The sequence below is a fragment of the Salinibaculum sp. SYNS191 genome (genome assembly GCF_037338445.1).
In the GTDB taxonomy this organism is placed as follows: Archaea; Halobacteriota; Halobacteria; order Halobacteriales; family Haloarculaceae; genus Salinibaculum; species Salinibaculum marinum.
Genome location: NZ_CP147838.1, coordinates 1,102,761 through 1,127,097 on the forward strand (window position 1 = coordinate 1,102,761; position 24,337 = coordinate 1,127,097).

24 protein-coding genes are annotated in these 24,337 nt (G+C 68.0%); 11 read left to right on the forward strand and 13 right to left on the reverse strand.

The features are described from left to right. Window positions 1-269: 269 nt before the first annotated feature. The gene (locus WDJ57_RS05980; RefSeq protein ID WP_338904769.1) at window positions 270-956 is read right to left on the reverse strand and encodes a DUF1028 domain-containing protein; all 687 of its coding nucleotides are present in this window, start codon (window positions 954-956) and stop codon (window positions 270-272) included. Window positions 957-1,147: 191 nt separating this feature from the next. Between WDJ57_RS05980 and WDJ57_RS05985 the strand changes: the two genes are divergently transcribed. Next, the gene (locus WDJ57_RS05985) at window positions 1,148-2,356 is read left to right on the forward strand and encodes an MFS transporter (RefSeq protein ID WP_338904771.1); all 1,209 of its coding nucleotides are present in this window, start codon (window positions 1,148-1,150) and stop codon (window positions 2,354-2,356) included. Here WDJ57_RS05985 and WDJ57_RS05990 read toward each other — a convergent pair. Next, window positions 2,353-2,700 carry a thioredoxin family protein gene (locus WDJ57_RS05990; protein WP_338904772.1) on the reverse strand — a complete coding sequence of 116 codons (348 nt, stop codon included), beginning with the start codon at window positions 2,698-2,700 and terminating at the stop codon, window positions 2,353-2,355. The two genes, WDJ57_RS05985 and WDJ57_RS05990, sit on opposite strands and share 4 nt — an antisense overlap. Before the next feature lie 96 nt (window positions 2,701-2,796). Here WDJ57_RS05990 and WDJ57_RS05995 point away from each other — a divergent pair, with 96 nt between their 5' ends. Together WDJ57_RS05995 and WDJ57_RS06000 are read left to right on the forward strand one after the other, a co-directional pair. After that, window positions 2,797-3,414: a universal stress protein gene (locus WDJ57_RS05995; protein ID WP_338904774.1), complete on the forward strand. Its 618-nt coding sequence runs from the start codon at window positions 2,797-2,799 to the stop codon at window positions 3,412-3,414. A gap of 71 nt (window positions 3,415-3,485) precedes the next feature. Further along, window positions 3,486-4,448, forward strand: coding sequence for an oxidoreductase (locus WDJ57_RS06000; RefSeq protein WP_338904776.1), 963 nt, complete (start codon window positions 3,486-3,488; stop codon window positions 4,446-4,448). Window positions 4,449-4,454: 6 nt separating this feature from the next. Here the strand turns inward: WDJ57_RS06000 and WDJ57_RS06005 are convergent, their stop codons facing one another. Further along, the gene (locus WDJ57_RS06005) at window positions 4,455-5,231 is read right to left on the reverse strand and encodes a creatininase family protein (protein ID WP_338904778.1); all 777 of its coding nucleotides are present in this window, start codon (window positions 5,229-5,231) and stop codon (window positions 4,455-4,457) included. Window positions 5,232-5,331: 100 nt separating this feature from the next. On the opposite strand from WDJ57_RS06005, the gene WDJ57_RS06010 reads away from it, so the two are divergent. Both WDJ57_RS06010 and WDJ57_RS06015 read left to right on the forward strand, forming a co-directional pair. Beyond that, complete coding sequence (locus tag WDJ57_RS06010; protein ID WP_338904780.1) at window positions 5,332-6,435, forward strand: DoxX family protein; 1,104 nt, start codon at window positions 5,332-5,334, stop codon at window positions 6,433-6,435. Window positions 6,436-6,580: 145 nt separating this feature from the next. Then, on the forward strand, window positions 6,581-8,383 hold the full coding sequence (locus tag WDJ57_RS06015) for an L-aspartate oxidase (RefSeq protein ID WP_338904782.1): 1,803 nt from the start codon (window positions 6,581-6,583) through the stop codon (window positions 8,381-8,383). Here WDJ57_RS06015 and WDJ57_RS06020 read toward each other — a convergent pair whose 3' ends face one another. Next, window positions 8,384-8,752, reverse strand: a complete 369-nt coding sequence (locus WDJ57_RS06020) for a DUF2237 family protein (RefSeq protein WP_338904783.1) — start codon at window positions 8,750-8,752, stop codon at window positions 8,384-8,386. 164 nt (window positions 8,753-8,916) lie between these two features. Here WDJ57_RS06020 and WDJ57_RS06025 point away from each other — a divergent pair, with 164 nt between their 5' ends. Beyond that, a complete protein-coding gene (locus tag WDJ57_RS06025) occupies window positions 8,917-9,129 on the forward strand; it encodes a hypothetical protein (RefSeq protein ID WP_338904784.1) in 213 nt (70 codons plus the stop codon). A gap of 153 nt (window positions 9,130-9,282) precedes the next feature. Here the strand turns inward: WDJ57_RS06025 and WDJ57_RS06030 are convergent, their stop codons facing one another. Further along, window positions 9,283-9,414, reverse strand: coding sequence for a hypothetical protein (locus tag WDJ57_RS06030; RefSeq protein ID WP_338904786.1), 132 nt, complete (start codon window positions 9,412-9,414; stop codon window positions 9,283-9,285). A gap of 438 nt (window positions 9,415-9,852) precedes the next feature. On the opposite strand from WDJ57_RS06030, the gene WDJ57_RS06035 reads away from it, so the two are divergent. Continuing rightward, window positions 9,853-10,029 (forward strand): hypothetical protein, encoded by a 177-nt coding sequence (locus WDJ57_RS06035; protein ID WP_338904788.1) that lies wholly within the window; start codon window positions 9,853-9,855, stop codon window positions 10,027-10,029. On the opposite strand, the gene WDJ57_RS06040 is transcribed toward WDJ57_RS06035, so the two are convergent. Next, window positions 10,030-11,115, reverse strand: a complete 1,086-nt coding sequence (locus tag WDJ57_RS06040; RefSeq protein WP_338904790.1) for a hypothetical protein — start codon at window positions 11,113-11,115, stop codon at window positions 10,030-10,032. A 61-nt stretch (window positions 11,116-11,176) separates the two neighbouring features. Continuing rightward, window positions 11,177-11,668 (reverse strand): FlaD/FlaE family flagellar protein, encoded by a 492-nt coding sequence (locus tag WDJ57_RS06045; protein WP_338904792.1) that lies wholly within the window; start codon window positions 11,666-11,668, stop codon window positions 11,177-11,179. Window positions 11,669-11,836: 168 nt separating this feature from the next. Here WDJ57_RS06045 and WDJ57_RS06050 point away from each other — a divergent pair, with 168 nt between their 5' ends. Together WDJ57_RS06050 and WDJ57_RS06055 are read left to right on the forward strand one after the other, a co-directional pair. Next, a complete protein-coding gene (locus WDJ57_RS06050; RefSeq protein ID WP_338904794.1) occupies window positions 11,837-12,739 on the forward strand; it encodes a ParA family protein in 903 nt (300 codons plus the stop codon). Continuing rightward, entirely contained in the window at window positions 12,736-13,626 is an 891-nt protein-coding gene (locus tag WDJ57_RS06055; RefSeq protein ID WP_338904795.1) for a chemotaxis protein CheW, read from the forward strand. Before WDJ57_RS06050 ends, WDJ57_RS06055 begins: the two co-directional genes overlap by 4 nt. Here WDJ57_RS06055 and WDJ57_RS06060 read toward each other — a convergent pair whose 3' ends face one another. The 3 genes from WDJ57_RS06060 to WDJ57_RS06070 are packed head-to-tail and all read right to left on the reverse strand — an operon-like array spanning window position 13,627 to window position 16,652. After that, window positions 13,627-14,784, reverse strand: coding sequence for an NAD(P)/FAD-dependent oxidoreductase (locus WDJ57_RS06060; RefSeq protein ID WP_338904796.1), 1,158 nt, complete (start codon window positions 14,782-14,784; stop codon window positions 13,627-13,629). It abuts the gene before it with no gap. Window positions 14,785-14,835: 51 nt separating this feature from the next. Continuing rightward, window positions 14,836-15,816 (reverse strand): phosphomevalonate decarboxylase MvaD, encoded by a 981-nt coding sequence (gene mvaD / locus WDJ57_RS06065; protein WP_338904798.1) that lies wholly within the window; start codon window positions 15,814-15,816, stop codon window positions 14,836-14,838. 44 nt (window positions 15,817-15,860) lie between these two features. Then, window positions 15,861-16,652 (reverse strand): TSUP family transporter, encoded by a 792-nt coding sequence (locus WDJ57_RS06070; protein ID WP_338904800.1) that lies wholly within the window; start codon window positions 16,650-16,652, stop codon window positions 15,861-15,863. Window positions 16,653-16,761: 109 nt separating this feature from the next. Between WDJ57_RS06070 and WDJ57_RS06075 the strand changes: the two genes are divergently transcribed. Continuing rightward, the gene (locus WDJ57_RS06075) at window positions 16,762-18,195 is read left to right on the forward strand and encodes an APC family permease (RefSeq protein ID WP_338904801.1); all 1,434 of its coding nucleotides are present in this window, start codon (window positions 16,762-16,764) and stop codon (window positions 18,193-18,195) included. Then, window positions 18,195-18,953, forward strand: coding sequence for a universal stress protein (locus WDJ57_RS06080; protein WP_338904803.1), 759 nt, complete (start codon window positions 18,195-18,197; stop codon window positions 18,951-18,953). The genes WDJ57_RS06075 and WDJ57_RS06080 overlap by 1 nt, the downstream gene beginning before the upstream one ends. 311 nt (window positions 18,954-19,264) lie before the next feature. On the opposite strand, the gene WDJ57_RS06085 is transcribed toward WDJ57_RS06080, so the two are convergent. Genes WDJ57_RS06085 through nuoL form a run of 3 tightly spaced genes read right to left on the reverse strand, consistent with a single transcriptional unit; the run spans window position 19,265 to window position 24,333 of the window. Beyond that, on the reverse strand, window positions 19,265-20,764 hold the full coding sequence (locus tag WDJ57_RS06085; RefSeq protein WP_338904804.1) for an NADH-quinone oxidoreductase subunit N: 1,500 nt from the start codon (window positions 20,762-20,764) through the stop codon (window positions 19,265-19,267). Continuing rightward, window positions 20,761-22,293: a complex I subunit 4 family protein gene (locus WDJ57_RS06090; protein ID WP_338904805.1), complete on the reverse strand. Its 1,533-nt coding sequence runs from the start codon at window positions 22,291-22,293 to the stop codon at window positions 20,761-20,763. The genes WDJ57_RS06085 and WDJ57_RS06090 overlap by 4 nt, the downstream gene beginning before the upstream one ends. After that, on the reverse strand, window positions 22,294-24,333 hold the full coding sequence (gene nuoL / locus WDJ57_RS06095) for an NADH-quinone oxidoreductase subunit L (protein ID WP_338904806.1): 2,040 nt from the start codon (window positions 24,331-24,333) through the stop codon (window positions 22,294-22,296). Window positions 24,334-24,337: the final 4 nt, after the last annotated feature.

Sequence of the window (24,337 nt, forward strand, 5' to 3'; positions counted from 1 at the left end):
TAGACAGTATCAGTATGCAGTCCGTGCCGAACGTTCGCGAGAACGGTTCAGAACCGTTCAAACCGGTGTACCTGGGCACCCGCACAGTGTCCACAGGAGTGATAAGTAGAGTCACAGAGACCGGGATTCCACCGACGGAACACACCTGACAGGTGAACGTGTCGTTCGACAGTCGCTCTCGCTGCAGAAGCGCTCGTTGGACGGCCCTCAGGACAGTCGAAAACGTCTCGGGACCACGACAGACCCAGCAGACGTCCGTCCAGACCAGGCTACTCCTCCTCGTCGCCCTCCTCGTCTGCCTGTGCCGCCTCGAAGCTCTCGACGGCCAGCTCGTATGTCTCCCGGAGGTCCGCGATGGGCGTCTCGGTGGCGTCGACGCGCAGGTCGTCGTAGAACGGGTCGGCCTCGCGGTCCTCCGTGGTGGTGACCTTCAGCGCGGCGGACTGGACGCGCAGTTCCTCGCGCTTGTCGCCGCCCTCGGCGTGACCGGCCGCCAGCGCGTCGATGAGGCGAGCGGCCAGCGGGGCGTCGCGTCCGCTGTCGGCGTAGGCCTCGGCGGTGGCGTCGACGACCGACTCGCCGGTGAGGAGGTTGCCGGCGACGGTGAACGTCTCCGCCTCGCGGTGGCCGTACCAGTCCTTGCACTCGTCGCCGGAGAAGGCGAACGTGCCCTCGGCGTCGACGCCGTGGAGCTGTCGCATCGGGGCCTCCTCGTCGGCGTTGAGCAGCGCAGAGAGGGCGTCTTCGACGGCGAGTCCGTCGGCGAGGTACTCAACGCCGCGCTCGCCGAGTTCGACGTTGACAAAGGACTGCGTCGCGACCGCGCCGTGCTCGTTCGCGAACGGGCAGAGCGTCCCGACAGCGGCCAGCCTGGTCGTCACGGCGACGCCGTAGCGGGTCTGGGCCCGGCCGTCCTCGTCCTCGTACTCCTCGCGGACGCAGATGCTGAATGTCACGCCCGTTGCGAGGGACGCCAGCACCAAAACTGGTAGGCCAGACGCGCCGGAGCCACGGCAGCGGGCGGGCGACCCTGGGCGGTCCCGGAAGGGCGGCAGTAGGGAGGGCTTACCGACCGCCTGGGAAGCGACGGCGAGACGGGCGGGACCGCTTCGATTGGTTCAAAGGGCCGGAGGGCCACGTCACAGCCGTGTCTCGTCGGGACCTGTTCGGCTCGCTGTGTGCGATGGTCTTCCTGGTGAACCTCGCTCGCGTGCTGTTCGCGCCGCTGGTCCAGCCGGCCGCCGCGGAGTTCGAGGTCTCGGCGGCCTCGCTGGGCGTCGTCACGAGCGCCGCGTGGCTCGGGAGCGCGGCACCGCGGCTGCCGACCGGCTACCTCCTGACGCGGGTACCCCGACATCACGTCGTCGCGGCGACTGGCGCGTCCCTCGTCGCCAGTTCCCTGTTCACTGCGGTCGCCGGGTCGGTGGCGCACCTGGCCGTGGGCGCGTTCCTGATGGGGCTGGCCAGCGGGAGCTACTTCATCGCGGCGAACCCGCTGGTCAGCGAACTGTTCCCCGACCGGGTCGGCAGCGCCATCGGAATCCACGGGATGTCCAGCCAGGTCGCGGCGGTCGCCGCGCCGCTTGCCGTCAGCGCCGTTTTGCTGGTCGGCGACTGGCGGCTGATGTTCTACGTCGTCGCCGCCGCGGCGGCCGCCGCGACGCTGGCGCTGGTCTGGGCGGCCCGCCGGACGACGCTCCCTGACGCGGGAACCGCCGACCGGAGCATCCTGGCGGCCGGCCGGGCGCAGTGGCCCATCATCCTCACCGGCATCGCCATCATCGGTGCGGCCGGGTTCCTCTGGAACGGCCTGTTCAACCTCTACGGCGACTACCTGGAGGTGGCGAAGAACATCGACCCGGGGACCGGACGGCTGTTGCTGTCGGCGATGTTCGCCGCGGGCGTGCCGGCTTTCTTCCTCACCGGCCGCCTCGCCGACCGGCTCCCGAACGTCCCGCTACTGCTGGGCATCGTCGGCTCGTTCGTGGCCTGCGTACTGGCGCTGACGGCCGTCGAGGGCATCCTGGCGGTCGCCGCGGTCAGTCTCGTCCTGGGCTACGTCATCCACTCGCTGTTCCCCGCCATCGACACCTACATGCTCTCGTCGCTGCCCGACCAGCACCGCGCGAGCGCCTACGCGCTGTTCTCGGCGTCGATGATGGTCGTCCAGGCGCTCGGCTCCGGGACTATCGGGACTGTCGTCGCCGGGGGGACGAGCTACGACGCCACTTTCCGGGTACTCGCGCTGGTGGTTGGGGGCGTCGTCACCGCCCTCTTTGGCCTCTACCGGGCGGGCCGCCTCCCGAGCGGTGGCGTGCCGGGCGAGACGCCGACGCCGGCGGAATCGCTCGATTAGGCGATGACAGACTCCAGCCACTCGACGAGGTCCTCGCCGCCGACGAACCCCTCCGCGCGGCGTCCGACCGGTTCGCCGTCGACGAAGGCCACGAGCAGGGGAACGCTCTGAACGTTGAACCGCTCGACGAGCGGCGGGTCGTCGCGGGGGTTGACGAGCGCGACAGCGACGTCGGTCGCCCGCGCGACGTTCCCGAGGACCGGTTCCATGCTGGCACAGATAGAACAGCCCTCGGTGTAGAACTCGACGAGGGCGTGGTCGTAGTTGTCGACGAAGGCGTCTAAATCCGCTTCGCCGGAGAGGTGTGTCGGACGGACCGACTCGGGGTCGTCTGCTGTCGTCATGTTGCGCGGTACGACCGGGGGAACCGTAAGCCTGCCGCGACATCCGCGCCGCGGAAAGCGGCCCCCTTTTTATTGCCCGTGGACGAAGTGGCGGACATGTACGAGCGCATTCTGGTGCCGACCGACGGGAGCGACGGCAGCGCACACGTCGCGCTCCAGGCCATCGACCTGGCCGAGCAGTACGGGGCCGAGATTCACAGCCTCTACGTCGTCAGCGACGACCTCCTCTCGATTCTGGAAGGCGGGAACCACGACGCGCTGGAGCGGGAAGGCGAACGTGCCGTCAGGAAGGTACAGTCAATCGCGGAGGCCCACGGCGTCGACGCGGTGACCGAACTCCGCGAGGGCGACCCGGCCGACACCATCCTCGACTACGCCACGGAAATCGACGCCGACCTCGTCGTCGCCGGCACCCACGGCCGCTCGGGCGTCCAGCGCCGCATCATCGGCAGCGTCGCCGAACGGCTGGTTCGCCACTCCGACTGTCCCGTGATGACGGTCCGCCTCCCGGAGACGGACGTGACCGTCGAGAACGCCGACCACGCGGAGGACCTGGCGACGAAGGCGCTCGTCGACGACGGCTACGAGGCCGCCGTGACGGGCGTCGACCGACAGTTGAGCGTCTGGGTCATCGAGGCCGAGACCGACGACCACTCCCTGGTCGTCTACGTCGACCCGGTGACCCAGCGCACGAGCGTCGTCGAACGGTCCTGACCGCCCCGACCCGCCGCGGGGGTACTCTGTTAGGTGCGGTCTTTGTATGACACCGCCGCCTCTGTCCAGCTATGAGTCAATGGACTGCCGCCGACATCCCCGACTGCGGCGAGAAGACGTTCGTCGTGACCGGCGCGAACAGCGGCCTCGGCTACGAGGCGACGAAGGCACTGACCCGGAAGGGCGCACGCGTCGTGATGGCCTGCCGGAGCATAGACCGCGGCCTCACGGCCGCCTACGACGTCCGCGACGAACTCCCCGACGGCACCGGCGGGAGCCTCCACGTCCGGCGCTGTGACCTCGCCTCGCTGTCCTCTATCGAGTCCTTCGCCGAGGGCGTCCGCGAGGACTTCGACGAACTGCACGTCCTCTGTAACAACGCCGGCGTGATGGCGATTCCCCGCAAGGAGACCGAGGACGGCTTCGAGATGCAACTGGGCGTGAACCACCTCGGCCACTTCGCGCTGACGGGGCACCTGCTTGACCTCCTGGTGGAGACGCCCGGCGAGACCCGCGTCGTCACCCACTCCAGCGGCGCACACACCGCCGGGAGCATCGACTTCGACGACCTGATGCGCGAACAGTCCTACAGCAAGTGGGAGGCCTACGGCCAGAGCAAACTGGCGAACCTCCTGTTCGCGTACGAACTCCAGCGGAAACTCGACGCCGCGGGCGTCACCGACACGAAAAGCGTCGCCTGCCACCCCGGCTGGGCCGCCACGAACCTCCAGTACCGCGGCCCCGAGGAGATGGGGTCGCGGGTCCGCTACGGGATGATGAAAGTCGCCAACGCCGTCGTTGCACAGTCCGCGGCCCAGGGCGCGCTGCCGCTCCTGTACGCGGCCACTGCACCGGACGTCGAAGGCGGCGCGTACTACGGTCCCGGCGGCTTCCAGAACATGCGCGGCCACCCCGAGCGCCAGGAGTCCAGCGCGGCCTCCCGCGACGAGGACGTCGCCGCACGGCTCTGGGACGTCTCCGAGGACCTGACCGGCGTCAGCTACGACGTCACGGCACTGGCACCGCCGGCCTGAGCGCGCTCACTCGACGTGCGGGGCGGGCATGAGGTGCTCGATGGGCTGTTCGGCCAGCCAGTCACAGAGCTGTACGAGCTGGTCGCTGGCAGCCTCGAAGAGCTGTTGACCTTTCTCCGGCGTGGCGTCGGTCTGGTCGCCCAGCACGCCGTTGTCGGTGTTGTCGATGGCGTCGAAGAAGGTGCGCGCGCCGTGTCGCCGCGCGCCGGCGTGGCTCTGCCAGTCGACCAGACCCTCGTCGCGGGCCCACTCCAGGCGGTCCTCGTGGACCAGGTCGCTGGCGATGTGCTGTATCATCGCCGTCTCCTTCGGGCCGCCGTGGGGGCCGTTCGACTCGAAGAGGTCGTCCACGAGGTTCGGGATGGATTCGTCCCACATCCACTCGATGGCGTAGGCCGTCTCCGACTCGTGGAGCCGCCGGCCCACCTCCCGGAGGTGTTCGACGTTGCCGCCGTGGGCGTTGACGTAGACGATGCGGTCGATGCCGTGGTAGGCGAGGTTCTCCGAGAAGCTCTCGACGTAGTCACGGAAGACGGGCGCGTCGACCCACATCGTGCCGTGGAACTGCCGGTGGTGGGGACTGACGCCGACGTTGACGGTGGGCGTACAGAGGTAGCCCGTGCGGTCGGCGGCCGCGCGGGCCAGCGCCTCGGCAATCATGTGGTCGGTACCCTCCGGCAGGTGGGGACCGTGCTGTTCGGTCGAACCGAGCGGGACGATAGCGAGCGACTCCTCCGCGAAGTAGGACCCGAGGTCGGGCCACGCCTCGTCGGCGAGATACATGGCCGGGTGAACGGACGCCACGGGCAAAACCGTTCGCTTCGCGGCCTCACAAAGTGCATCACCAGACAGCCTTAGGCTCGCGCGGCCCCACTAGAGCGGCATGATACGAAGCGCCACCGCTGCCACCGCTGGTGCCCTCCTGGCACTCGTCGCCGTCGCCAGCGGCCGGGCGAGCGCACACGTCGACTACGTCACCGACCCCGGGCCGCCGGGGTCGCCGGCCGACCTGTTTCGCGCCGTCCTGACCACCCCGGAGAGCGTGCTGCTGCTCGCCGGTGGCTTTCTCGCCCTCGTCGCCGTCGTCGCGGCCTATGTCCGCTTTGCCAGCGCCGTTCCGGACATCGACGTCGCGCGGGCGACCCTGCGCTCCTACCGGCCGTACCTCCCCTGGATGCTGCGGCTCTCGGTCGGCCTGCCGCTGGTGGGTGCCGGGTTCGCCGGCTACCTGTTCACGCCGAGCGTCCCCGCCGACGCGCGCCTGCTGCAGGTCGGCATCGGGTTCCTGCTGCTGTTCGGGCTCGCGACGCGGGTCGTCGCCGCAATCGGCCTGCTCACGTACGTGTACGCCCTCGTGACCGCCGGCGCGCCGATGCTGCTCGCCAGCGAGTACGTCGCCGGCTTCGTCGGCATCCTGCTCGTCGGGCCCGGCCAGCCGAGCGCCGACGTACTCCTGCGCCGCCTGGTCGTCACCGACGGCACCATCGCCAGCCGGTTCCGCGGAGTGACCACCCCGGGCGAGGTGCTCGGCCGTCTCGGACTCGGGCCGGCAGTCGCGCCGGTGCCAGTCCGGGTGTTCCTCGGCCTGAACTTCCTCTATCTCGGCGTCGTCCAGAAGCTCCTCGAACCCCAGCAGGCACTCGCCGTCGTCGACAGATACGACCTGACGGCCGTCGTCCCCGTCCAGCCGGAGCTGTGGGTCGTCGGGGCCGGTCTCACGGAAGCGCTCGTCGGCGTCGCGCTCATTCTGGGTGCGTTCACCCGCGGGACCGCCGCCCTCGGCTTCCTCATCCTCACGTCGACGCTTTTCGGCCTGCCGGACGACCCCGTGCTGGCACACGTCACGCTCTTCGGCCTCACCTCCGTCCTGCTGGTGACCGGTGCCGGCCGGCCCTCGCTCGACGGGACCGTCCTCCCGAGCCTCCGCCGTCGCTTCGACCCCGGCGCGGACCAGCCTTCGGGGACCACCGTCGACCGGCCGCTGTGACCGCAGCCCGGCACCGCGGAATCGGGCCGAGACAGTAATTTACAGAAGTGAAATCGATTAAATTTGGCTCCAGAAGCGCTCAGGACCCAATACAGCCGCCACACACGTGCGAGAGGTTCAAGTCCGTTCGGCCCCTCTATATTGTATGGACAATTCGCCCCGAAGAGCCGACGCTGAGTCCCCGCAGTCACTCGATTACGAGACAATCGAGGTCGAAACGCTGGTCGTCGGCGCGGGTGCCGCCGGCGCTCGCGCGGCCATCGAGATGGTCGAGTCCGGCGTCGACCCCGAGGACGTACTCGTCATCGGCAAGCGGGGCCACGGCGACGCCCACACGACGTGGGCACGCGGCGGCATCAACGGCGCACTCGGCACGCGGGACCCCGAGGACGACTGGACGATTCACGCCGCGGACACCCTGAAAGAGGGACACTTCGTCAACGACCCCGGGAAGGTGGAGGCCGTCGCCCGCGCGATGCCCGCGCTCCTGCGCGAACTCGACGACTGGGGGATGGCCTTCTCCCGGACCGACGACGGCGACATCGACCAGCGGTACTTCGGTGCCCAGTCGTTCCGCCGGACGGCCTTCGCCGGGGACCACACCGGCGAATCGCTGCTCGACACCCTCGTCGCACGCGCGCGAGAACTTGACATCCCCTACCGCGAGAACGTCTTCGTCAGCAAACTGCTGACCGGGGACGGCCGCATCCTCGGCGCGGCGGGCTACGACACGGACACCGGCGAGTTCGTGCTGTTCGACGCCGACGTCGTGATTCTCGCCGCCGGCGGCTACACGAGCCTCTACAGGCGACACTCCTCGCGCGACGACGAGAACACCGGCGACGGCCCCGCGCTCGCCGCGCTGGCCGGCGCGACCCTGCAGGACATGGAATTCGTCCAGTTCCACCCGACGGGGATGGTCGGTGGCCGCTACGGCGAGGAGTGGGACGGCCGACTCGTCACCGAGGCCGTCCGCGGCGAAGGTGGGCGGCTGTTCAACGCCGACGGGGAGCGGTTCATGCGGCGGTACGCGCCCGACCAGATGGAACTCGCCGCCCGCGACGTGGTCGCCCGCGCCATCGCCAGCGAAGTCGAGGCCGGCCGCGGGACGGACGACGGCGGCGTCTACCTGGACATCTCCCACCGCGAGCGCGCGTTCATCGAGGAGCGTCTGCCCCGGATGGACGAACGATTCGCCGACCTGGGCGTCGACATGGCCGAGGAACCGGTCGTGGTCGCACCGACCGCCCACTACGGGATGGGGGGCGTCGTCGTCGACGACAGCGGCCAGACCGACGTCGAGGGCCTCTACGCCATCGGCGAGACGATGGCCGGCGTCCACGGCGCGAACCGCCTCGGCGGGAACTCGCTGGCGGAGACCATCGCGTTCGGGGCGATAACGGGCAACGCCGTCGCCGCGCGACGCGGCGAGACGCGCGGGCACCGCGGCGACGAGGGCCTGCTCCACAGCCGCGCCACCCAGCACTTCGCCGACCTCGCGCGGCTCACCGACGCCGACGGCAGTCACGACCCCGAAGACCTGCTCGACGACCTCCGGGACCTCCTCTGGGACGCTGCGGGGATTCGCCGCGACGGTGCGGGTATCGAGGCCGGGCTGGACGCACTGGAGCGAGTGGCCGGGCGCGCCAGCGACCTCGCGGTCGGCGACCGCACGAGCGACAGCTTCGAGTTCGCGCTCGACCTGGGGTTCGCGCTGGTCGTCGCCGAGAGTATCCTCCGCAGCGCCCGCGAGCGGACCGAGTCACGCGGCGCGCACTACCGGACGGACTACCCGGACCGCGACGCCTCCTGGCAGCAGAACATCCGCGTCACGCACGACAGCATCGGCGCGATGCACCTGACGACCCACGCCGTCGGGACGCCGAGCCCGGCCGTCCAGCGGGCGCTCGACGCCGACTACCAGCTGGACTACCACCAGCTAGAGTAGTCAGGCGTCGTGAGCGTGGGCTTCGAGCGTCGACAGCTCGATTCGCTCCAGCGCCTCCTCGGCGGTCGCCTCCAGCACCACCGGCGGGGCGACGCCCTGTGCCTCGGCCTCCAGCCAGCGGTCGAGACAGAGACACCAGCGGTCGCCCGATTCCAGGCCGGGGAAGTCCAGTTCCGGGCGCGGGGTCACGAGGTCGTTGCCGCGCGCTTTGCTGAACTGGAGGAACTCCTCGGTGACGACGGCACAGAGTTCGTGGCGGCCGGCGTCGCCGGGAACGTGCCGGCAGCAGCCGTCGCGGAGGTACCCCGTCGTCGGGTCGGTACTGCAGGGTTCGAGTTCGGTGCCGAGGACGTTCCGGTCGTCGCTCATACCCCGCCTTGGGACGGGACCGGCTAAGGGGTTTGGACGCCGATTCGCAGGGGTGAACACGCGTGGAAATAGCACCCGCGAGTTTCCACATGATTTAACATAATTCATGATTGTTACCCGCAGAAATTTAAAGTCCATCCAGTACGCAGGACTCGACAGAACCAATGGCGACCTACCTCATCGCGAAGGACGTAGACACGGTTCCCGAAGCAGTACCGGTACACGAGTACGACGACCTCGACGAGGACGAACAGGAAGCGGTCCGGCAGCTCGTCGACGGCGAGACGGTCACCGGGACGCGGTTCGACAGCGACTTCATCCGCTACGACGGCGAGTGCTACCACATCGACCGCGTCGGCCTCCGGGCGTCTGACTGACGCGACGCTGCTCGTTTTGCGGCGTGCTGCCCCGAGTGACGGAGCAACGGCTATCGGGTGAGTGCGCGCCTGGAAAAGGTCGTTATACGAGGTGTACCGGTGCGGGCGATACAGCGTGGCCGAGTTTGGGGCTGTGTCCGTACATTATCTCACCTACGCGGTGACGCGGAACGACTCCTTCTGGATGATTTCGGTGTTGTGGCAGCGCGGACAGGCGTACTCTGTCAGCTTCGTCGTCTCGTCGTTGTAGTTCATGCGCGTGCCGCACCGGGTACACTGTGTCATTCCACTCTCCTCTACCACACGGAGATTATTAATCATTATGGTTCTACCACCGATTTTGTGTGGTATGTTATACCACGCCAAAAAGGTGGAAAACGAATCCGAAAACGGAGCGGGCGGGTCGGGGACTACGCGGTGACGCGGTAGCCCGACTTCCAGACGATGCGCGTGTTGTGGCAGTTCGGACAGACGTACTCTGTCAGCTTCGTCGTCTCGTCGTTGTGACTCATCCGGGCACCACATCGAGGACAGTCAGTCATATGACACACTACGCCGGTTGGAGTATTAATGATTAGGGTCGATATCCGGAAACTGGTAATCGACCGTCCAGTCGTGGAGACAAAACGGCGACGGACAATCGGCGCGTATCAGCTGCGCAGGACTGGTGACTGACGGCTGTCTGACGGGGGTTTACAACAGAACTGACGGATTACGTAGACGATGCCCCAGTTACAGATTCGGTTGCCGACGGAGCTCGGTAACGCGAGTGCCGGGGGACAGAGCCGGAGTCGCGAGAACGTACGGTCCGAGCCCCTCGGTCCGAACGTCGAGGGACTGGACGGCGAGACCCGGCAGATACTCCGGTGGTGGCGCTGCTGGGCGACCGGCGAAGGGTAGCTACTCCGCGAGACGGGCGGCGATGCGCTGTGCGCCGATAGTCGCCGAGAGGTCCGGTCGCTCGGCGGCGACGGCCTCGACCTCCCGCCCCAGCGCCTCGGAGACGCGCTGTTCGAACTCCTCGACGACGCCGGGGATGCAGGCCATCCCGCCCGTCAGGACGATGGGACGGTCCAGCGCGAGCTGGTAAATCTTCATGTGGTCGTTGGCCAGTTGCGAGAGGAACGTGTTGGCGAACTCGTCGACCACGTCGTCCAGATACTCGTTGCAGGCGTCCATCACCGAGCGCTCGATGGTGAACTCGTGTGAGCCGCCGCCGGGCTGTTGGATGATGTCCGTGAACGGTTCGAACTCGTCGAAGTCGGCGTGTTCCTCCTTGTACTCGCGGGCGGTCGTGATGTCGATGTTCACGCGGCCCTGGGTCTCCTCCTCGACGTAGTTGGCGATGACCCGGTCGACCTCGTTGCCCGTCACGGCCCCTGTGGTGAACGGCGAAATCTGCTCGCCGCGGCGGTAGGCCGAGGCTTCGAGGTTGGTCGAGCCCATGTTGACGGCGACGAAGATCTGCTCGATGGCCTCCAGGTCGTCGCCGAAGGCCGGAATCGAGCCACACAGCGACTCGGGGTAGCTCTCCATCAGCGCCGACCCGATGGGGCTGCTCTCGATGACGTTCTGGAGGTTCTCCAGTCCGGCGGGGTTGTCGATGGTCGGAATCGCATAGACGACGGCGCTGTCCGCGGGAATGTCGTGGGACTCGATGACGGAAGTGAAGAACTGCTCGGTGAGTTCGGCCCGGTCCTCGTCCTCGGGCAGGCCCGAGCGGAGCATGAACTGGACGCGGTCGGGGTACTCCCGGGCGGCCTCCTCGCCGTAGAGGTACTTCGTCTCCCCTGTCAGTGGGTCGTCGTAACTCGCGAGACAGGTGAGCGTCCGGATTGTCGTCAGTCCGTCGCCATCCTCGGTGGGGAAGGCGATGACCGTTCGGGTGCTTCCGAGCTTCACGCCCACCGGCACGGCGTCGTCACTGCCGCCGGTGTCGCCGCTGCCCGAGACTTCCTCCGTCTCGGTCTCGACATCGCTACTCATATCCCACGTGTTGACACGCACCCGGTATATAAGAACCGAAACGGGTAATCGAAGCGAGAAATCAGTGCATGGAGGCCAGTTTCGCGACGTAGACCAGACTCAGCATGTGGTCGTCGACGTCCAGGCTGTTGCCCTCGTTGGCCGCCTGGCCGTCGATGCCCAGCAGGTAGTCGTTCAGGGCCGCTTCGGCCTCCTCGGTCACCCACCCGATGGACTCGTAGTAGTCGAGCGCCTCCGTCGCGCCCTGGTAGCCGGCGTGCAGGAGGAGAAACTCCAACCACTCGAATATCATGTTCTCGGCCGCGTAGTTCTCGGGGAGGCTGGACAGGTACGGCTTGGTCGTCTCGCCGGAGCCGGCCTCCAGCGGGAGCAGTTCCCGGTACAGCCCCTCGCGGAACGACCCGCTCGCGGGGACGTCCTCGTCGCTGCCCCCGAGCGAGCCCAGCCCGATGTCGGGCTCCTCGGCGTCGCCGCCCCCGTTGGTCTTGCCCCCACGCTCCCGGGCCATCTTCCGGAGTTCGTCGAGGTCGTAGTCGCGCGGATTGATACTCATTCTTGTGTGACTGTTGCTCCTACTCTCTGTTAAAGGTTGTAGTCGGTCAGACACACGTCAGACACCGTTTGCACACGGATAGTAGCCGCTCTACGTCGGTTTTGTTGTTCGTGATAATCGGGAACGTATTTTTATTACCGCAGGCCACCGACGGCAAAGCAGGTGCCGATGGAACGCGACGACAGCGGTGCAAGCCGCATCTGTGTGACGAATGCGAAGGGAGGGACTGGCAAGACGACCATCGCTATCAACGTCGCCGGCGCGCTCAACGAGCGCGGCCGTGACGTGCTCTTCGTCGACCTCGACCCGCAGGGCAACGCGACCGAAGGGCTGGGACTGGTCGAGGAGTACGACAGCGGCCCGCCCACGCTGTTCGACGCGCTGACCGACCACAGCCGCCGGGAGGTCGTGAACGACCTCGTCGTCGAACACCCGGAGATGGACGTGCTCCCGTCGAGCATCGACCTGCTGCAGGCGGAGCACGAGCTGACTATCGCTGACCTCGTCGCGCGCAGCAAATCCGACCCCTCGCTTTCCGGAGCGGCGGAGGCTCTCGGCGAACTGGCGATACACGTCGACCCGGCGGCCGTGACCGGCACGCACGCGCTGGACGCACTGGAGCAGACGCTCGCGGCCGTCGAGCGGGAGTACGACTACGTCATCGTCGACTCCCCGCCTTTCTACGGGAAACTGACCGATACCGGCATCTTCGCGGCGCGCAACGTCATCGTCCCGGCGCTGACCGAGGCGACCTCCGAGCGGGCCATCGAGTTGCTCATCGACCAGATAGCCGCGCTGGAGGGGCAGGTGGGCATCTCCGTCAACACGGTCGGCGTCGTCGCGAACCGCGTCGAGAACACCGGCGAGGACCGGACGATGCTCCAGTGGCTCAACGAGGTCTTCGACGGCTTCCCCGTCTGGGAAGTTCGCAAGCGCGTGGCGCTGCAACGGGCGTTCTCGGCCGGGACGTCCCTCTTCGAGTACGAGGACAGCGTCGACATGGAGGACGTCTTCCTGGAGATGGCGGACGAACTCGACAGGCAGTTCGGCTACACTGAGGTGACAGCATGAGCGAGAACGAACGCATGGAACGAGCCAAGCGCATCCGACGGATGCGCGAGGGCCAACGGGACGAGGACGGCGACGACGCCGTCGAGGAATCGAACGACCAGGAACCCGGCGCACCGACGAACGGTGCCGGGTCGGACGCCGACGCCGAGGAGGCCATCGCCGCGACGGAGCCCACCTCGGCCGACGGCGGCACAGCGGCGGCGGAACCGACCACGACCGAACCCGCCCCCGACGAAAGCGACGGCGACGACGGCGACGACGTGTCGGCGCCGCTGGATACCGGCGGGGACACGCGGGCGGACCTCCCGAGCGCCGACGAGATGGAGGCCGCCATGGAGCAGACGATGGCGCAGGCCGAGACCGTCGACGACGCGGACGGGGACGAACCGGCCGCCGAACCCGACGACGACGCGCCAGCGGGGCCGGCCGGCATCGCCGGCGAGACGGCGGAGACGACCCAGGAGCCGGAGACGCGGGTGCTGGAGTTCACCCTGGACGACGAGCAGTACTGCCTCGACATCGAGTACATCGAGGAAATCGTCAAGCACACCGCCATCACGCGGGTGCCGAACACGCCCGACTTCGTGGAGGGCGTCGTCGACCTCCGCGGCCAGATAACGACGATTCTCAACCCGAAGGTCACCATCGACAAGCCGGACAAGACCGCCGGCGACCTCGTCGTCGTCTTCGACGCCGAGGCCTTCGAGGACCAGGGCCACATCGGGTGGGTCGTCGACGACGTGAGTCAGGTGTCGCCCGTCAGCGACGACGAGGTCAACGACCCGCCGATGAGCGACGATTACATCAACGGCGTCATCGACCGCGAGGAGGACGACGAGTTCGTCATCTGGACGACGCCGGACCTCGCGCTCGACGAGGCCGAGTAGTCACTCCAGGCTCTCCCAGACGTAGTCGCTCGCTTTCTCTATCGCACCGATGGAGCCGAGGTACCCGGCACCGACGGTCGTCTTCAGCGCCTTCGCCGCGCTGCCGCGGACGACGCTCGACCCCACCTGTGCCACGGCACCGTGGCCGACGCTGACCAGCCACCCCAGTTCCGAGTAGCGGTAGCGGTCCATCCGCGGCGTGAACGCACCGTCGTCAGTGTGCGCGACCAGTTTCGCGATGTTCGTCGCCGCGACGTCGGCCTGCCGGACCGCCGTCTGTGCGCTGGCCGGGGCCGGTTGCCCGTTCGCGTCGACGACGCGAGCGGCGTCACCGACGGCGAAGGTCCGCTCGCCGACGCGGAGGTCCGCCCTGACCTGCGGCCGGTCACCGTGCATGGCGTCCTGGCCGGCGATACCGCCGGTCCAGACGAGCTGGTCGTAGGCGACTTCGCCGCCGTCGGCGAACGTCAGCGTCTCGCCGTCGGTCGACGCCACCGCGCGGCCGGTCTCGACGTGGACGTCGTGTTTCGCAAGCTCGTCGGCGACCGCCCGCTGGAACTGCTCGGGGAAGTTGGGCGCGACGCTGTCGAGTTGCTCGACGAGACGGACTTCGACGGTCGGGCGCTCGTCGTCGTCCACGTCGGAGCCGACGGCACAGCCCTCGTCACGTGCGAGGTCGGCGAGTTCGCCGGCGACCTGGATGCCCGAGAGGCCGGCACCGCCGACGACGACGCGGCCGCCCTCCTCGCAGACGTCGAGAAAGCGGTCGCGGATGCGCGCCGCGTGGGTGAGGCGCTTGAGCGGGACCCCGTGCTCTTCGAGTCCGGGGAGGTCGTAGAAGGCGGTCTGGGTCCCGAGACAGACCGCGCCGTAGTCGTAGGACAGGCTGCCGTCGTTCAGTTCGACCTCGCCCGCGTCCGGGTCGAGGTCCGTGACCCGGGCCTGACGGTGGCTGGCTCCGTCGAGCAGGTCCGCGATGGGGACGGTCAGTTCGTCCTCCAGCGAGGGATGAGAGATGGCGCGGTGGACGAGGTGCTGGACGAGGTGGGTCTCACGCTCGTCGACCAGCGTAATCTCCGCGTCGGCCGGGAGCGTGCGCTCGAGCGTGCGGGTCAGACTGACACCGGCGTAGCCAGCGCCGAGAACGGCGACGTGCATACCCGTCGTTGGGCCGGCAGGGGCAAAAACTGTCCGCCGGACGGGACCGGGTCAGAACAGCGCCTCGTCCGCGTCGAGAATCCGGGCCGGGCCGCCGACTCCCCAGACGCGGGTGTCGACGCCGCAGTCGGCGACGACGGACTCCACGCGGTCGACGTACTCCGCGGTGGTGTTGACGTAGACGCTCGCGCCGGTGTCGACCGAGAAGTACACCGGCACGTCCTCCTCGCTGCGGAGTTCGCGCACGGCGTTGAATATCTCCAGTGTCGTCGGCTGCCAGTAGACCCACCCTGCGGGGCCGGTCATCGTCGCCGCCGCCAGCGACAGCGAGTCGTGCTCGGCGAGGTCGAACGCGCGGTCGAAGTCGGCCGCCCGGAGCGCGTCGCGCATCTCCGCTATCTGGCCGTGGATGTGTGCCAGACGCGACTCGAACATGTGACTCTCTGCCGCCTCGCGGTGGGCCGCCTCGGTCTCCTTGTAGGAGGGGACCATCCCGGCGACGACGCGGAGGTCGTCCTCGAAGTCGTCGGGCACGTCGATGCGTTTCGAGCGGCAGTCGTGGTCGTTGAGCCCGGTGTAGAGATGCGAGAACGCGCCAGTGACCGCGCGGGCAGCCGACGACGACCCGCGGCGGGCGACCGTCGAAATCTCGGGGCGCGTCATGTCGAGGCCGGCCGCCTCGACCAGCGCCATCGCCGCGGCGGCGAAGCCAGACGACGACGACCCGAAGCCGATGTTCGTCGGGAAGGAGTTCTCGGAGACGAAGCGCACGCGGTGGTCGATGCCGGCGAGGTCGCGGACGTGGTCGACGACGGCGCGGACGCGCTCGGCACCGCGGCCGTCGACTTCCTCGCCGTCGATGCGGTAGGTGTCGGCGTCCAGCGCGGGGTCGAACTCGGCGGTCGTCTTCGTGTGACTCGGCGCGGTACAGACGCTGATGGAGTCGTGATAGGGGAGCCGCAACTCCTCGTCGCGCATCCCGTGGTACTTGACCAGTCCCTGAATCGGGTGCGCCTTCGCTGTCGCCTTCATATCTCTCCCTCCGGCGGACACCACTTGGCACTTACTAAGGCGCGCTACGCGATGCCGAGCCCGCCGAGCACCAGCCTGACACCGATGAGCGTCAGCAACGCGAGGACGCCGACCCGGCGCGTCCGCGCGTCGACGGCCCCGCGGAGACGCTGCCCGAGCGCGACGCCGGCGACGGCCGGGACCGCCGCAGCGGCCGACAGGCCGACGGTCACCAGGTCTGGATACAGCCCGAACAGGCCCGCCGCGCCCACCCGGACGGCGTTGAGACCGAGGAAGACCAGCGCGACGACGCCGACGAACAGGCCGTGCGAGAGGTCACAGGACCGGACGTAGGCGATGAGCTGGACGCCGACGTTGGTCCCGCCGAAGAGGAGGCCCGAGACGCCGCCGACGCCGACCATCGCCGGCGTCGACTCGACGAAACAGCCCGCTCGCGCGCGGTCGAGGCCCGGCACGATGATGGCGTTCTGCGCGGTCACGACGAACCCAAGCGTCAGCAGGCCCAGTCCGGCCTTCAGCGGGGCCGCCGGGAGGCTGTCGAGAATCGCCATGCCGGCGACCGTCCCGACGAGCGCCGCGGCGAGCAGCGGACGGAAACGCCGGCCACAGGTCCGGAGGCTCTCGGCGTCGAGTTCCCGGACGAGAGTGAGGTTCGCGGCGAGGATGGGGAGAATCATGAACACGACCGCCACCGCGGGCGGGACCACGAACGCGAGCAGCATGGTCCCGACGAGCGCGAAGCCAAAGCCGGCGACACCGTTGACGATGCCGGCGAGCAGGACGACGCCGACAACGAGCCCCAGAAAGGCCGGCGCGAGCGAGAGCGCAGACGACACGACCGCGGGTTCGCACAGGGGAGGTATAAGTGCGACTTACCTCCGGGATAGCCCCACGGATGCAGGTTGGGGGAACCCGTTATGGGTGAGTCGGCCGACAGTGTGAGGTATGGCGTCGGAGACAGGGGAAGTTGCGCCGGCGGCCAACCGGGAGGGGGAGACGCCGGTCCTCGAACGGACTGAGACGGGCGACGAGGCGACGGTCGTCGAGGAGGGGACGGAACTGGAGCGGACCATCGGCCTGCGCGGCGGCCTCGCAATCGGCATCGGGACGATGATAGGGGCCGGCATCTTCGTCTTCCCCGGTATCGCCGCCGGTGACGCGGGACCGGCGGCCGCCGCCTCCTTCGCCATCGGGGCGGTCATCGCGCTGCTGGTCGCGCTGCCGACTGCCGAACTGGCGACGGCGATGCCCCGCAGCGGCGGCGGGTACTACTACATCTCCCGCGGGATGGGGGCGCTCTTTGGCGCGGTCGTCGGCCTCTCGCTGTGGTTCGGGCTGGTCTTCGCCTCCGCCTTCTATCTCGTCGGCTTCGGCTTCTACGCGCAGGCGGTGCTGGACCGCCTGGGCGTCTCGCTGGGCGGGTTCGACGTGGTCATCCCGCTCGCGCTGCTGTGTGGCGCCTTCCTGACCGTCCTCAACGTCACCGGGACGGAGAACGCTGCCAGCCTCCAGAACGCCGTCGTCGGCATCCTGCTCGCCATCATCGTCTCCTTTCTGTCCTACGGCGGCCTCTCCGCCGTGGGCGTCGTCGGTGCCGCCGAGCCGATCGGCGAACCGTTCCTCTCGCAGGGGGCGCTGTCGGTGCTGACCACCGCGGCGCTCGTGTTCACCTCCTACCTGGGCTTCGCGCAGGTGGCGACCGTCGCCGGCGAGATAAAGCGGCCCAGTCGGAACCTGCCGCTGGCGATGGTCGGGTCGGTCGTGGTCGTCGGCGTGCTCTACGTCGCGACCATCTTCGTCGCGGTCAGCGCCTTCGGCAGTCAACGCCTCTCGACGCTGGGCGAGACGGCGATGGTCGCCGTCGCCGAGAGCTTCCTCGGCCCGCTGGGCGCGATTGCGATTCTCGTCGGCGGCCTGCTGGCGACGGTCTCCAGCGCGAACGCGTCGGTGCTGAGCACGTCGCGTGCAATCTACGCCGTCAGCAAGGACGCACTCCTGCCGCGGTGGGCCAGCCGCATCAGCCTCCGCTACGGCACGCCCCACGTCGCGCTGGGACTTGCCGGCGGCCCCATCCTCCTGCTGGTCGCACTCGGGGAAGTCGAGGTGCTGGCCGAGGTAGCCTCCTTCCTCCACCTCATCATGTACGGCCTGATGTGCGTCGCGCTGGTGGCGCTCCGGCGGAACGAACCGGCCTGGTACGACCCGGACTTCCGGGTGCCGGCGTACCCGCTCGTGCCGGTTCTGGGCGCGCTCGCCAGTTTCGCACTGCTGGGATTCATGCAGCGGCTCTCGCAGGTCGTCGGCCTCGCCATCATGCTGCTGTCGGCAGTGTGGTACTACTACTACGCGGCGGACGTGACACTCCGGGGGGTAGTCTGATGAGCGAGGACTGGCCGGTGCTGGTGCCGGTGAAGGTGCTCGAAGGCCAGACCGTCTCCGAGGGAGTCGTCGACCTGCTCTCGACGCTGCCGGTCGTGGTCCTCGGCTATCACGTCCTGCCCGAGCAGACCGCGCCCGGACAGGCGCGCCTGCAGTTCGAGGAGCAGGCGCAGGCGAAACTGGACGACCTGGCGGCGGCCTTCCGCGACGCCGGGGGTGCCGCCGAGTCGCGGCTGGTCTTCACCCACGACGCCGAGCAGACGCTCGACCGAATCGCCGACGAGACCGGCTGTCGGGCCATCCTCATCCCCAACCCGACGCCGCCGGTGCAGCGACTGCTCGTCCCGGTCCGCGGCGAGGTGAACGTCCCGCGTCTGGCGGCGTTCGTGGCGGCGATGCGCGGCAGGCGCGACATCGACCTGACGCTGTTCCACGTCGCAGAGACCGAGGACGCCAGCGACGACGGTGAGACACTGGTCGACGACGCGAGCGCGGCGCTGCGCGAACGGGGCGTCCCGCCGACTGCAATCAGCCGGGACATCGTCGTCTCGGAGACGCCGGTCCGGGCCATCGCGACGGCCGCCGCCGAGGACCACGACGCCGTGGTGATGGGCGAGAGCGAGCCGTCGATTCGGACCTTCCTCTTCGGCGACCCGTCGGAACAGGTCGCAACCCAGTCGGTCGGGCCGGTCATCGTCGTTCGTCGGCCGAGAGACGAGAGCGAGGAAAGTGAGACAGGAGAGAACGCAGTCGAGTAGCGCGGTGGCCGGGAGCGCGTCCCGAGCGGACGAGACGGGAGCGGAGCGACCGTCTCGCACGCGAGGGCGCGCGACTCGGGGAAGGGCAGGCCCGCCGTGAGCATCCGGCGGCGGAGCCGCCGGTTCACCGTCAGAGCGAAGCTCTGACGAGCCCTCGTTCGTTCCCTGCGGTCACTCACGAGAACCCTCCGAGCGCTCTACCGAGCGTGAGGAGCCTTTTTCACTATGTTTTTGCAAGGAGCGGTGCGCCCGCGGCGAAGCTGCGGTGCGACACCCGACGCAGCAAAAAGTAGCGAAGCAAAAAGTGGTTTCTAGACGAGCATCTCGGCCGCCATCTGTGCCGTCTCCGCGACCGGACCGAAGCCGGGCACGAGGAGGACGGTCACGACGGCAGCCAGCGCGATGGCGGCGTAGAGGCCGACCGGGTAGCTCTCGATGTCGAGGTCACCGTTGGGGTCCTCGATCCACATCGCCTTGACGACGCGGGAGTAGTAGTAGAGGCTGAGCGCGCTGTTGACGACCAGCGCGACCGCAAGCAGCGCGACGCCGCCGTTGATGGAGGCCATCAGCAGGTAGAACTTCGAGAAGAACCCGCCGCCCAGCGGGAGGCCGGCCAGCGAGAACAGGAAGACGGACATCGCAGCGCAGGCGAAGGGCGCCTGCGTCGCCAGGCCGTTGAAGTCCTCGAACTCGCGACCGACGCCCCAGTACTCCGTCAGCGCGATGAACAGGAACGCACCGGTGTTCATGAACCCGTAGACGAACAGGTGGGCCATGCCCGACCCGAGGACGAACGCCGAGTCGGCGTCGCCGGTCAGCGCGGCGAGCGCGATGAGCACGTAGCCGGCGTGGCCGATCGAGGAGTACGCCAGCATCCGCTTGACCTTCTCCTGCTTGACCGCGGCGAAGTTGCCGACGGTCATCGTGACCACGGCGAGCACCTGGAAGGCGACGACCCAGTCGACAGCCTCCAGCACCGCAGTGCCGCCGAGGGCGACCGTGAACACGCGGAACGCGAGCACGAAGCCGGCGGCCTTCGAGGCCGACGACAGGAACCCGGAGATGGGCGAGGGCGCGCCCTCGTACGCCTCCGGTGCCCAGAAGTGGAAGGGCACGCTGGCGGTCTTGAACGCGAAGCCGCCGATGACCATCATGACGCCGAGGCCGAGCACGCCGGCGGCCTCGGGACTCTGCAGTGCCTCGGCGACGGCGTCGAACTGGAGCGCGCCGCCGGCGGCGTACACCAGCGAGATGCCGTAGGCGAAGATGGCCGAGGAGACCGCGCCGATGAGGAAGTACTTCAGGCCGGCCTCGACGCTGCCCTTGTTGTGCTTGAGGAACGCGACGAGCGCGTAGGAGGGCAGCGAGGCGAGTTCGAGGGCGATGAAGGCCGTCGCGAGGCTGTTGGCCGTCGACATGAGGGCCATGCCCGACGCGGCGAGCATCATCAGCGAGTAGTACTCGGCCTGGTGCGCCTCGTCCTTCACGTAGTCGTAGGACGCGAGCACGACCAGCGTGACGACGCTGGCGGTCAGCGCCGTGAAGAACAGGCTCATGCCGTCCACGACGAGGCTGTCACCGAACAGCGTGATTGCGCCGTTGCGACGGGGCTGTCCCGTGCCGGCGACGAGATACCAGCCAGTCAGAACGAGCGAGACGAGCGAGCCGGCGACCGAGATGCCGGCGAGCAGTGCGCTGTTCTCGCTGTCCGGGTCGATGGCGTCGTACAGGAACAGTACGAGCGCCGTGACGACGAACATCCCCATCGGGGCGAGCGCGGCCCAGGTGGGCAGTGCGGTGTGCGACGTCATGCGCCGACACCTCCCAGCAGCGGGTCAATCGCATCCTGTATCATGGTGTAGGCGATGTCGGGAGCCACGCCGAGCAGGATGACCAGCAGGAGCAGGATGGCCAGCGGCGCGACCTCGTGGAACGGCGCGGCGGTCACGTCGTAGTCCGTCTCCAGGCTGTACTGACCAAAGAGGGTGCGCTGCATGGCCCACAGCAGGTAGCCGGCCACGACGACGATGCCGAACATGGCGAACATCGTGTAGATGGGCGCGGCGGTGATGACCGTCGACTCGAAGGAGCCGATGAAGACCAGCACCTCGGCGGCAAAGCCGCTCATCAGCGGCAGGCCCATGTAGCCGAAGGCGGCCGCGAGGAAGATGCCGACCGTCCACGGCATCCGGTCGGCCATGCCGGACATGTCGCCGACCATCCGGGTGTGGGTCGCGTTGTAGATGACGCCGACCGCCATGAACATCAGCCCCGAGATGAGACCGTGGGAAATCATCTGGAAGGTCGCGCCGCCGAAGGCGTGTGGCGTGAACGCGACCAGGCCCAGGATGACGTAGCCCATCGAGGAGATGGAGGAGTAGGCGACGATGCGCTTCAGGTCGCGCTGTGCCAGCGCGAGCATCGCGCCGTAGATGACCGAGAGCACGCCGAAGCCAGCGATGAGGTTCGCGTTCGCGGCCGCGACGTCCGCGAGCATCGTGAAGTTGAACCGGAGCAGCGCGTAGGTCCCCATCTTCAGCAGGACGCCGGCCAGGATGACCGACACGGGCGTCGGGGCCTCGACGTGGGCGTCCGGCAGCCAGGTGTGGAAGGGAACGACGGGCACCTTCACCGCAAACCCGGCGAACATGAACAGGAAGGCGAAGGTCTTCAGCGCCGCCGCGTCGAAGAACGCGAAGCCGCCGAGTTCGCCGCCCCGGACGGCCTGCGCGATTTCCGGCAGTCCGAGCGTCGTCAGCGAGTCACCGAGCCCGAAGATGAGCGCGAACAGGCCGATGAACATCACCAGCGACGCGACGTTCGTGTAGACGAGGAACTTGATGGCCGCGTACTTCCGGCGCGGGCCGCCCCAGACACCGATGAGGAAGTACATCGGGATGAGCACGCCCTCCCAGAAGACGAACCAGAGGAAGAAATCGAGCGCCGTGAACACGCCGATGAGCGCCGCCTCCATCAGCAGCATGAGGCCGTAGAACTGCGACTGGCGCTCGTCGATGGGCGTCCACGACGAGACGAGCGCGAGCGTGGTGAGCACGGTGGTCAGCACGAGCAGCGGGAGGCTGACGCCGTCGAGGCCGACGTGCCACTGGAGCTCGTACTGGCCGAGCTGGAGCCAGGTGAACACCGTCTCGAAGGCGATGTCGCCGTCGGCCAGCAGTGCGTTGCCCGACGCCTCGAAGTTCGTCCACATGTAGAGGCTGCCGACCAGCGGGACGACGCTGAGCGCCGTCGCCAGCTTACCGGCGTAGCGGTCGGGGGCGAGGAAGACCACGAAGGCGGCGGCCAGTGTGGTCGCCAGAACCAGTTCGACCATCACCATCTAGAACCACCCCCCTGCGAGCCCGAAGACGATGAGCAAGAGCGTGAGCCCGATGGTCAGAAGCGTCGCGTAGTTGCTGACGACGCCCGTCTGGATGCGCCGGAAGCGCTCGCCCGAGAACAGGCTGACGCTACTGATGCCGTTGACGACGCCGTCGATGATACCCTGGTCGAACTTGTCGGCTGCCCGGGCGACCGGCACGGTCACGCCCTTGGCCAGCCAGACCTGATACTCGTCCTGGTAGTAGTTGTTCATGAGTAGCGTCCGAATCGAACCGAGTTTCTTCGTGTGCTGTGCGGGCGAGGGACCGCTGTAGAGCGTGTACGCGGCACCGACGCCGGCGACGGCCAGACCCAGCGAGACCAGTCCTGGCACGAGCGGCGAGAGGTCCGCGGCTGCGTACCCGGCCGCGAAGTCCGCTTCGAGGACCTCGGCGTAGTGGTGGGCGTTGAGCGACTCCAGACTCCCGTCGAGCCACTGGTGGAGGAAGTCAATATCACTGATAGATGTCAGTTTCTGCACCGGCACCATGTTGATGAACCCGACCGTCGCTGCGCCGATACCCAGCACTGCCAGTGGCGCCTTCACGTTCCAGCGCACTGGTTCGGGGTCGCGTGCGACGTCGCTCCGGGCCTCACCGTGGAAGGTCAGGAAGACCATCCGGAAGGTGTAGAACCCGGTGAAGAAGACCGCGAGCAGTCCCATCGCGTAGCCGGCGAGCAACAGCGGAGTGTTCCCGAGACCGTGGATGAGGGTCTCGTAGAGCACCTCGTCCTTCGACCAGAAGCCGGCGAAGGGGAAAATGCCCGCCAGCGCGAGCGACCCCGAGAGGAAGGTCAGGTAGGTGACCCGCATCTTGTCCTTCAGGCCGCCCATGTCCCACATGTTCTCGTTGTGGTGCATGGCGATGATGACCGACCCGGCGCCGAGGAACAGCAGCGCCTTGAAGACGGCGTGGGTGGTCAGGTGGAAGACCGCCGCGACGTAGCCACCGCCACCCAGCGCGAGCATCATGTACCCGTACTGGGAGATGGTGGAGTACGCGAGCACCTGCTTGAGTTCCTGCTTGACGACGCCCATCGTCGCCGCGAACAGCGCGGTGAACCCACCGATGAGCGCGATGATGCCCAGCGCAGTCGGCGAGAGCGCGTAGAAGCCGTACATGCGCGCGACGAGGTAGACGCCGGCCGCGACCATCGTCGCCGCGTGGATGAGTGCCGAGACGGGAGTGGGGCCTTCCATCGCGTCCGGCAGCCACGTGTGCAGCGGGAACTGGGCGGACTTGCCCATCACGCCGCCGAGCACGAGCAGGCCGATGACGGTGAACCACGCCTGCGGCCCGAGGCCGAAGAACGTCGTCACGTCGGCGGTTGCCCCGGGGTCCAGGGCGTGTTCGGCCATCGTGACGAAGGACTGCTCGCCGGCGAAGGAGGCCGTCCCGAAGGTGGCGAAGACGGCGACGACGCCGATGAGGAAGAAGTAGTCACCGAAGCGGGTGACCAGGAACGCCTTCTTCGCGGCGCTCGGCGGGCCGTCCTCGCGGAACCAGAAGCCGATGAGCAGGTACGAGCACAGCCCGACCAGCTCGAAGAACATAAAGGCCATCAGCAGGTTGTCGGCGTAGACGAAGGCGAGCATGGAGAACGTAAAGAGTCCGAGGCCGGCGTAGTACCGGGGCAGGCCCGTCTCGCCCTCGTCGTTCATGTACCCCAGCGAGAAGACGTGGACGAGGAACGAGATGAGGGAGACGATGACCAACATGAGCGCGGCCAGCGGGTCGATGAGCAGGCCGAAGGTGAGGTCGACGCCGGCGACGCCCTCCGCGCCGAGGACGAAGTCGTAGATCGTCTCGTGATACGGCTCGGAGCCGGTAAAGAGGGCCAGCGCCATCCACAGCGAGAGGACGAGCGAGCCGGCCGTCGCAGCGATACCGGCGAGCGCGCCGCCCTTCGGCATCCTGTCGCCGAGGAACAGTGCAATCAGGAACCCGACGAACGGGAGCAGTGCGATAGCCGGTGCCGCGTCAAATGGTAGTGCCATCTGT

What these genes read in the sequence shown, in the direction of transcription:
- WDJ57_RS05990 (WP_338904772.1), bottom strand. Translation starts at nt 2,700, where the DNA reads ATGACGACAGCAGACGACCCCGAGTCGGTCCGTCCGACACACCTCTCC.
- WDJ57_RS05995 (WP_338904774.1), top strand. Translation starts at nt 2,797, where the DNA reads ATGTACGAGCGCATTCTGGTGCCGACCGACGGGAGCGACGGCAGCGCA.
- WDJ57_RS06000 (WP_338904776.1), top strand. Translation starts at nt 3,486, where the DNA reads ATGAGTCAATGGACTGCCGCCGACATCCCCGACTGCGGCGAGAAGACG.
- WDJ57_RS06005 (WP_338904778.1), bottom strand. Translation starts at nt 5,231, where the DNA reads ATGTATCTCGCCGACGAGGCGTGGCCCGACCTCGGGTCCTACTTCGCG.
- WDJ57_RS06010 (WP_338904780.1), top strand. Translation starts at nt 5,332, where the DNA reads ATGATACGAAGCGCCACCGCTGCCACCGCTGGTGCCCTCCTGGCACTC.
- WDJ57_RS06015 (WP_338904782.1), top strand. Translation starts at nt 6,581, where the DNA reads ATGGACAATTCGCCCCGAAGAGCCGACGCTGAGTCCCCGCAGTCACTC.
- WDJ57_RS06020 (WP_338904783.1), bottom strand. Translation starts at nt 8,752, where the DNA reads ATGAGCGACGACCGGAACGTCCTCGGCACCGAACTCGAACCCTGCAGT.
- WDJ57_RS06025 (WP_338904784.1), top strand. Translation starts at nt 8,917, where the DNA reads ATGGCGACCTACCTCATCGCGAAGGACGTAGACACGGTTCCCGAAGCA.
- WDJ57_RS06030 (WP_338904786.1), bottom strand. Translation starts at nt 9,414, where the DNA reads ATGACACAGTGTACCCGGTGCGGCACGCGCATGAACTACAACGACGAG.
- WDJ57_RS06035 (WP_338904788.1), top strand. Translation starts at nt 9,853, where the DNA reads ATGCCCCAGTTACAGATTCGGTTGCCGACGGAGCTCGGTAACGCGAGT.
- WDJ57_RS06040 (WP_338904790.1), bottom strand. Translation starts at nt 11,115, where the DNA reads ATGAGTAGCGATGTCGAGACCGAGACGGAGGAAGTCTCGGGCAGCGGC.
- WDJ57_RS06045 (WP_338904792.1), bottom strand. Translation starts at nt 11,668, where the DNA reads ATGAGTATCAATCCGCGCGACTACGACCTCGACGAACTCCGGAAGATG.
- WDJ57_RS06050 (WP_338904794.1), top strand. Translation starts at nt 11,837, where the DNA reads ATGGAACGCGACGACAGCGGTGCAAGCCGCATCTGTGTGACGAATGCG.
- WDJ57_RS06055 (WP_338904795.1), top strand. Translation starts at nt 12,736, where the DNA reads ATGAGCGAGAACGAACGCATGGAACGAGCCAAGCGCATCCGACGGATG.
- WDJ57_RS06060 (WP_338904796.1), bottom strand. Translation starts at nt 14,784, where the DNA reads ATGCACGTCGCCGTTCTCGGCGCTGGCTACGCCGGTGTCAGTCTGACC.
- mvaD (WP_338904798.1), bottom strand. Translation starts at nt 15,816, where the DNA reads ATGAAGGCGACAGCGAAGGCGCACCCGATTCAGGGACTGGTCAAGTAC.
- WDJ57_RS06075 (WP_338904801.1), top strand. Translation starts at nt 16,762, where the DNA reads ATGGCGTCGGAGACAGGGGAAGTTGCGCCGGCGGCCAACCGGGAGGGG.
- WDJ57_RS06080 (WP_338904803.1), top strand. Translation starts at nt 18,195, where the DNA reads ATGAGCGAGGACTGGCCGGTGCTGGTGCCGGTGAAGGTGCTCGAAGGC.
- WDJ57_RS06085 (WP_338904804.1), bottom strand. Translation starts at nt 20,764, where the DNA reads ATGACGTCGCACACCGCACTGCCCACCTGGGCCGCGCTCGCCCCGATG.
- WDJ57_RS06090 (WP_338904805.1), bottom strand. Translation starts at nt 22,293, where the DNA reads ATGGTGATGGTCGAACTGGTTCTGGCGACCACACTGGCCGCCGCCTTC.
- nuoL (WP_338904806.1), bottom strand. Translation starts at nt 24,333, where the DNA reads ATGGCACTACCATTTGACGCGGCACCGGCTATCGCACTGCTCCCGTTC.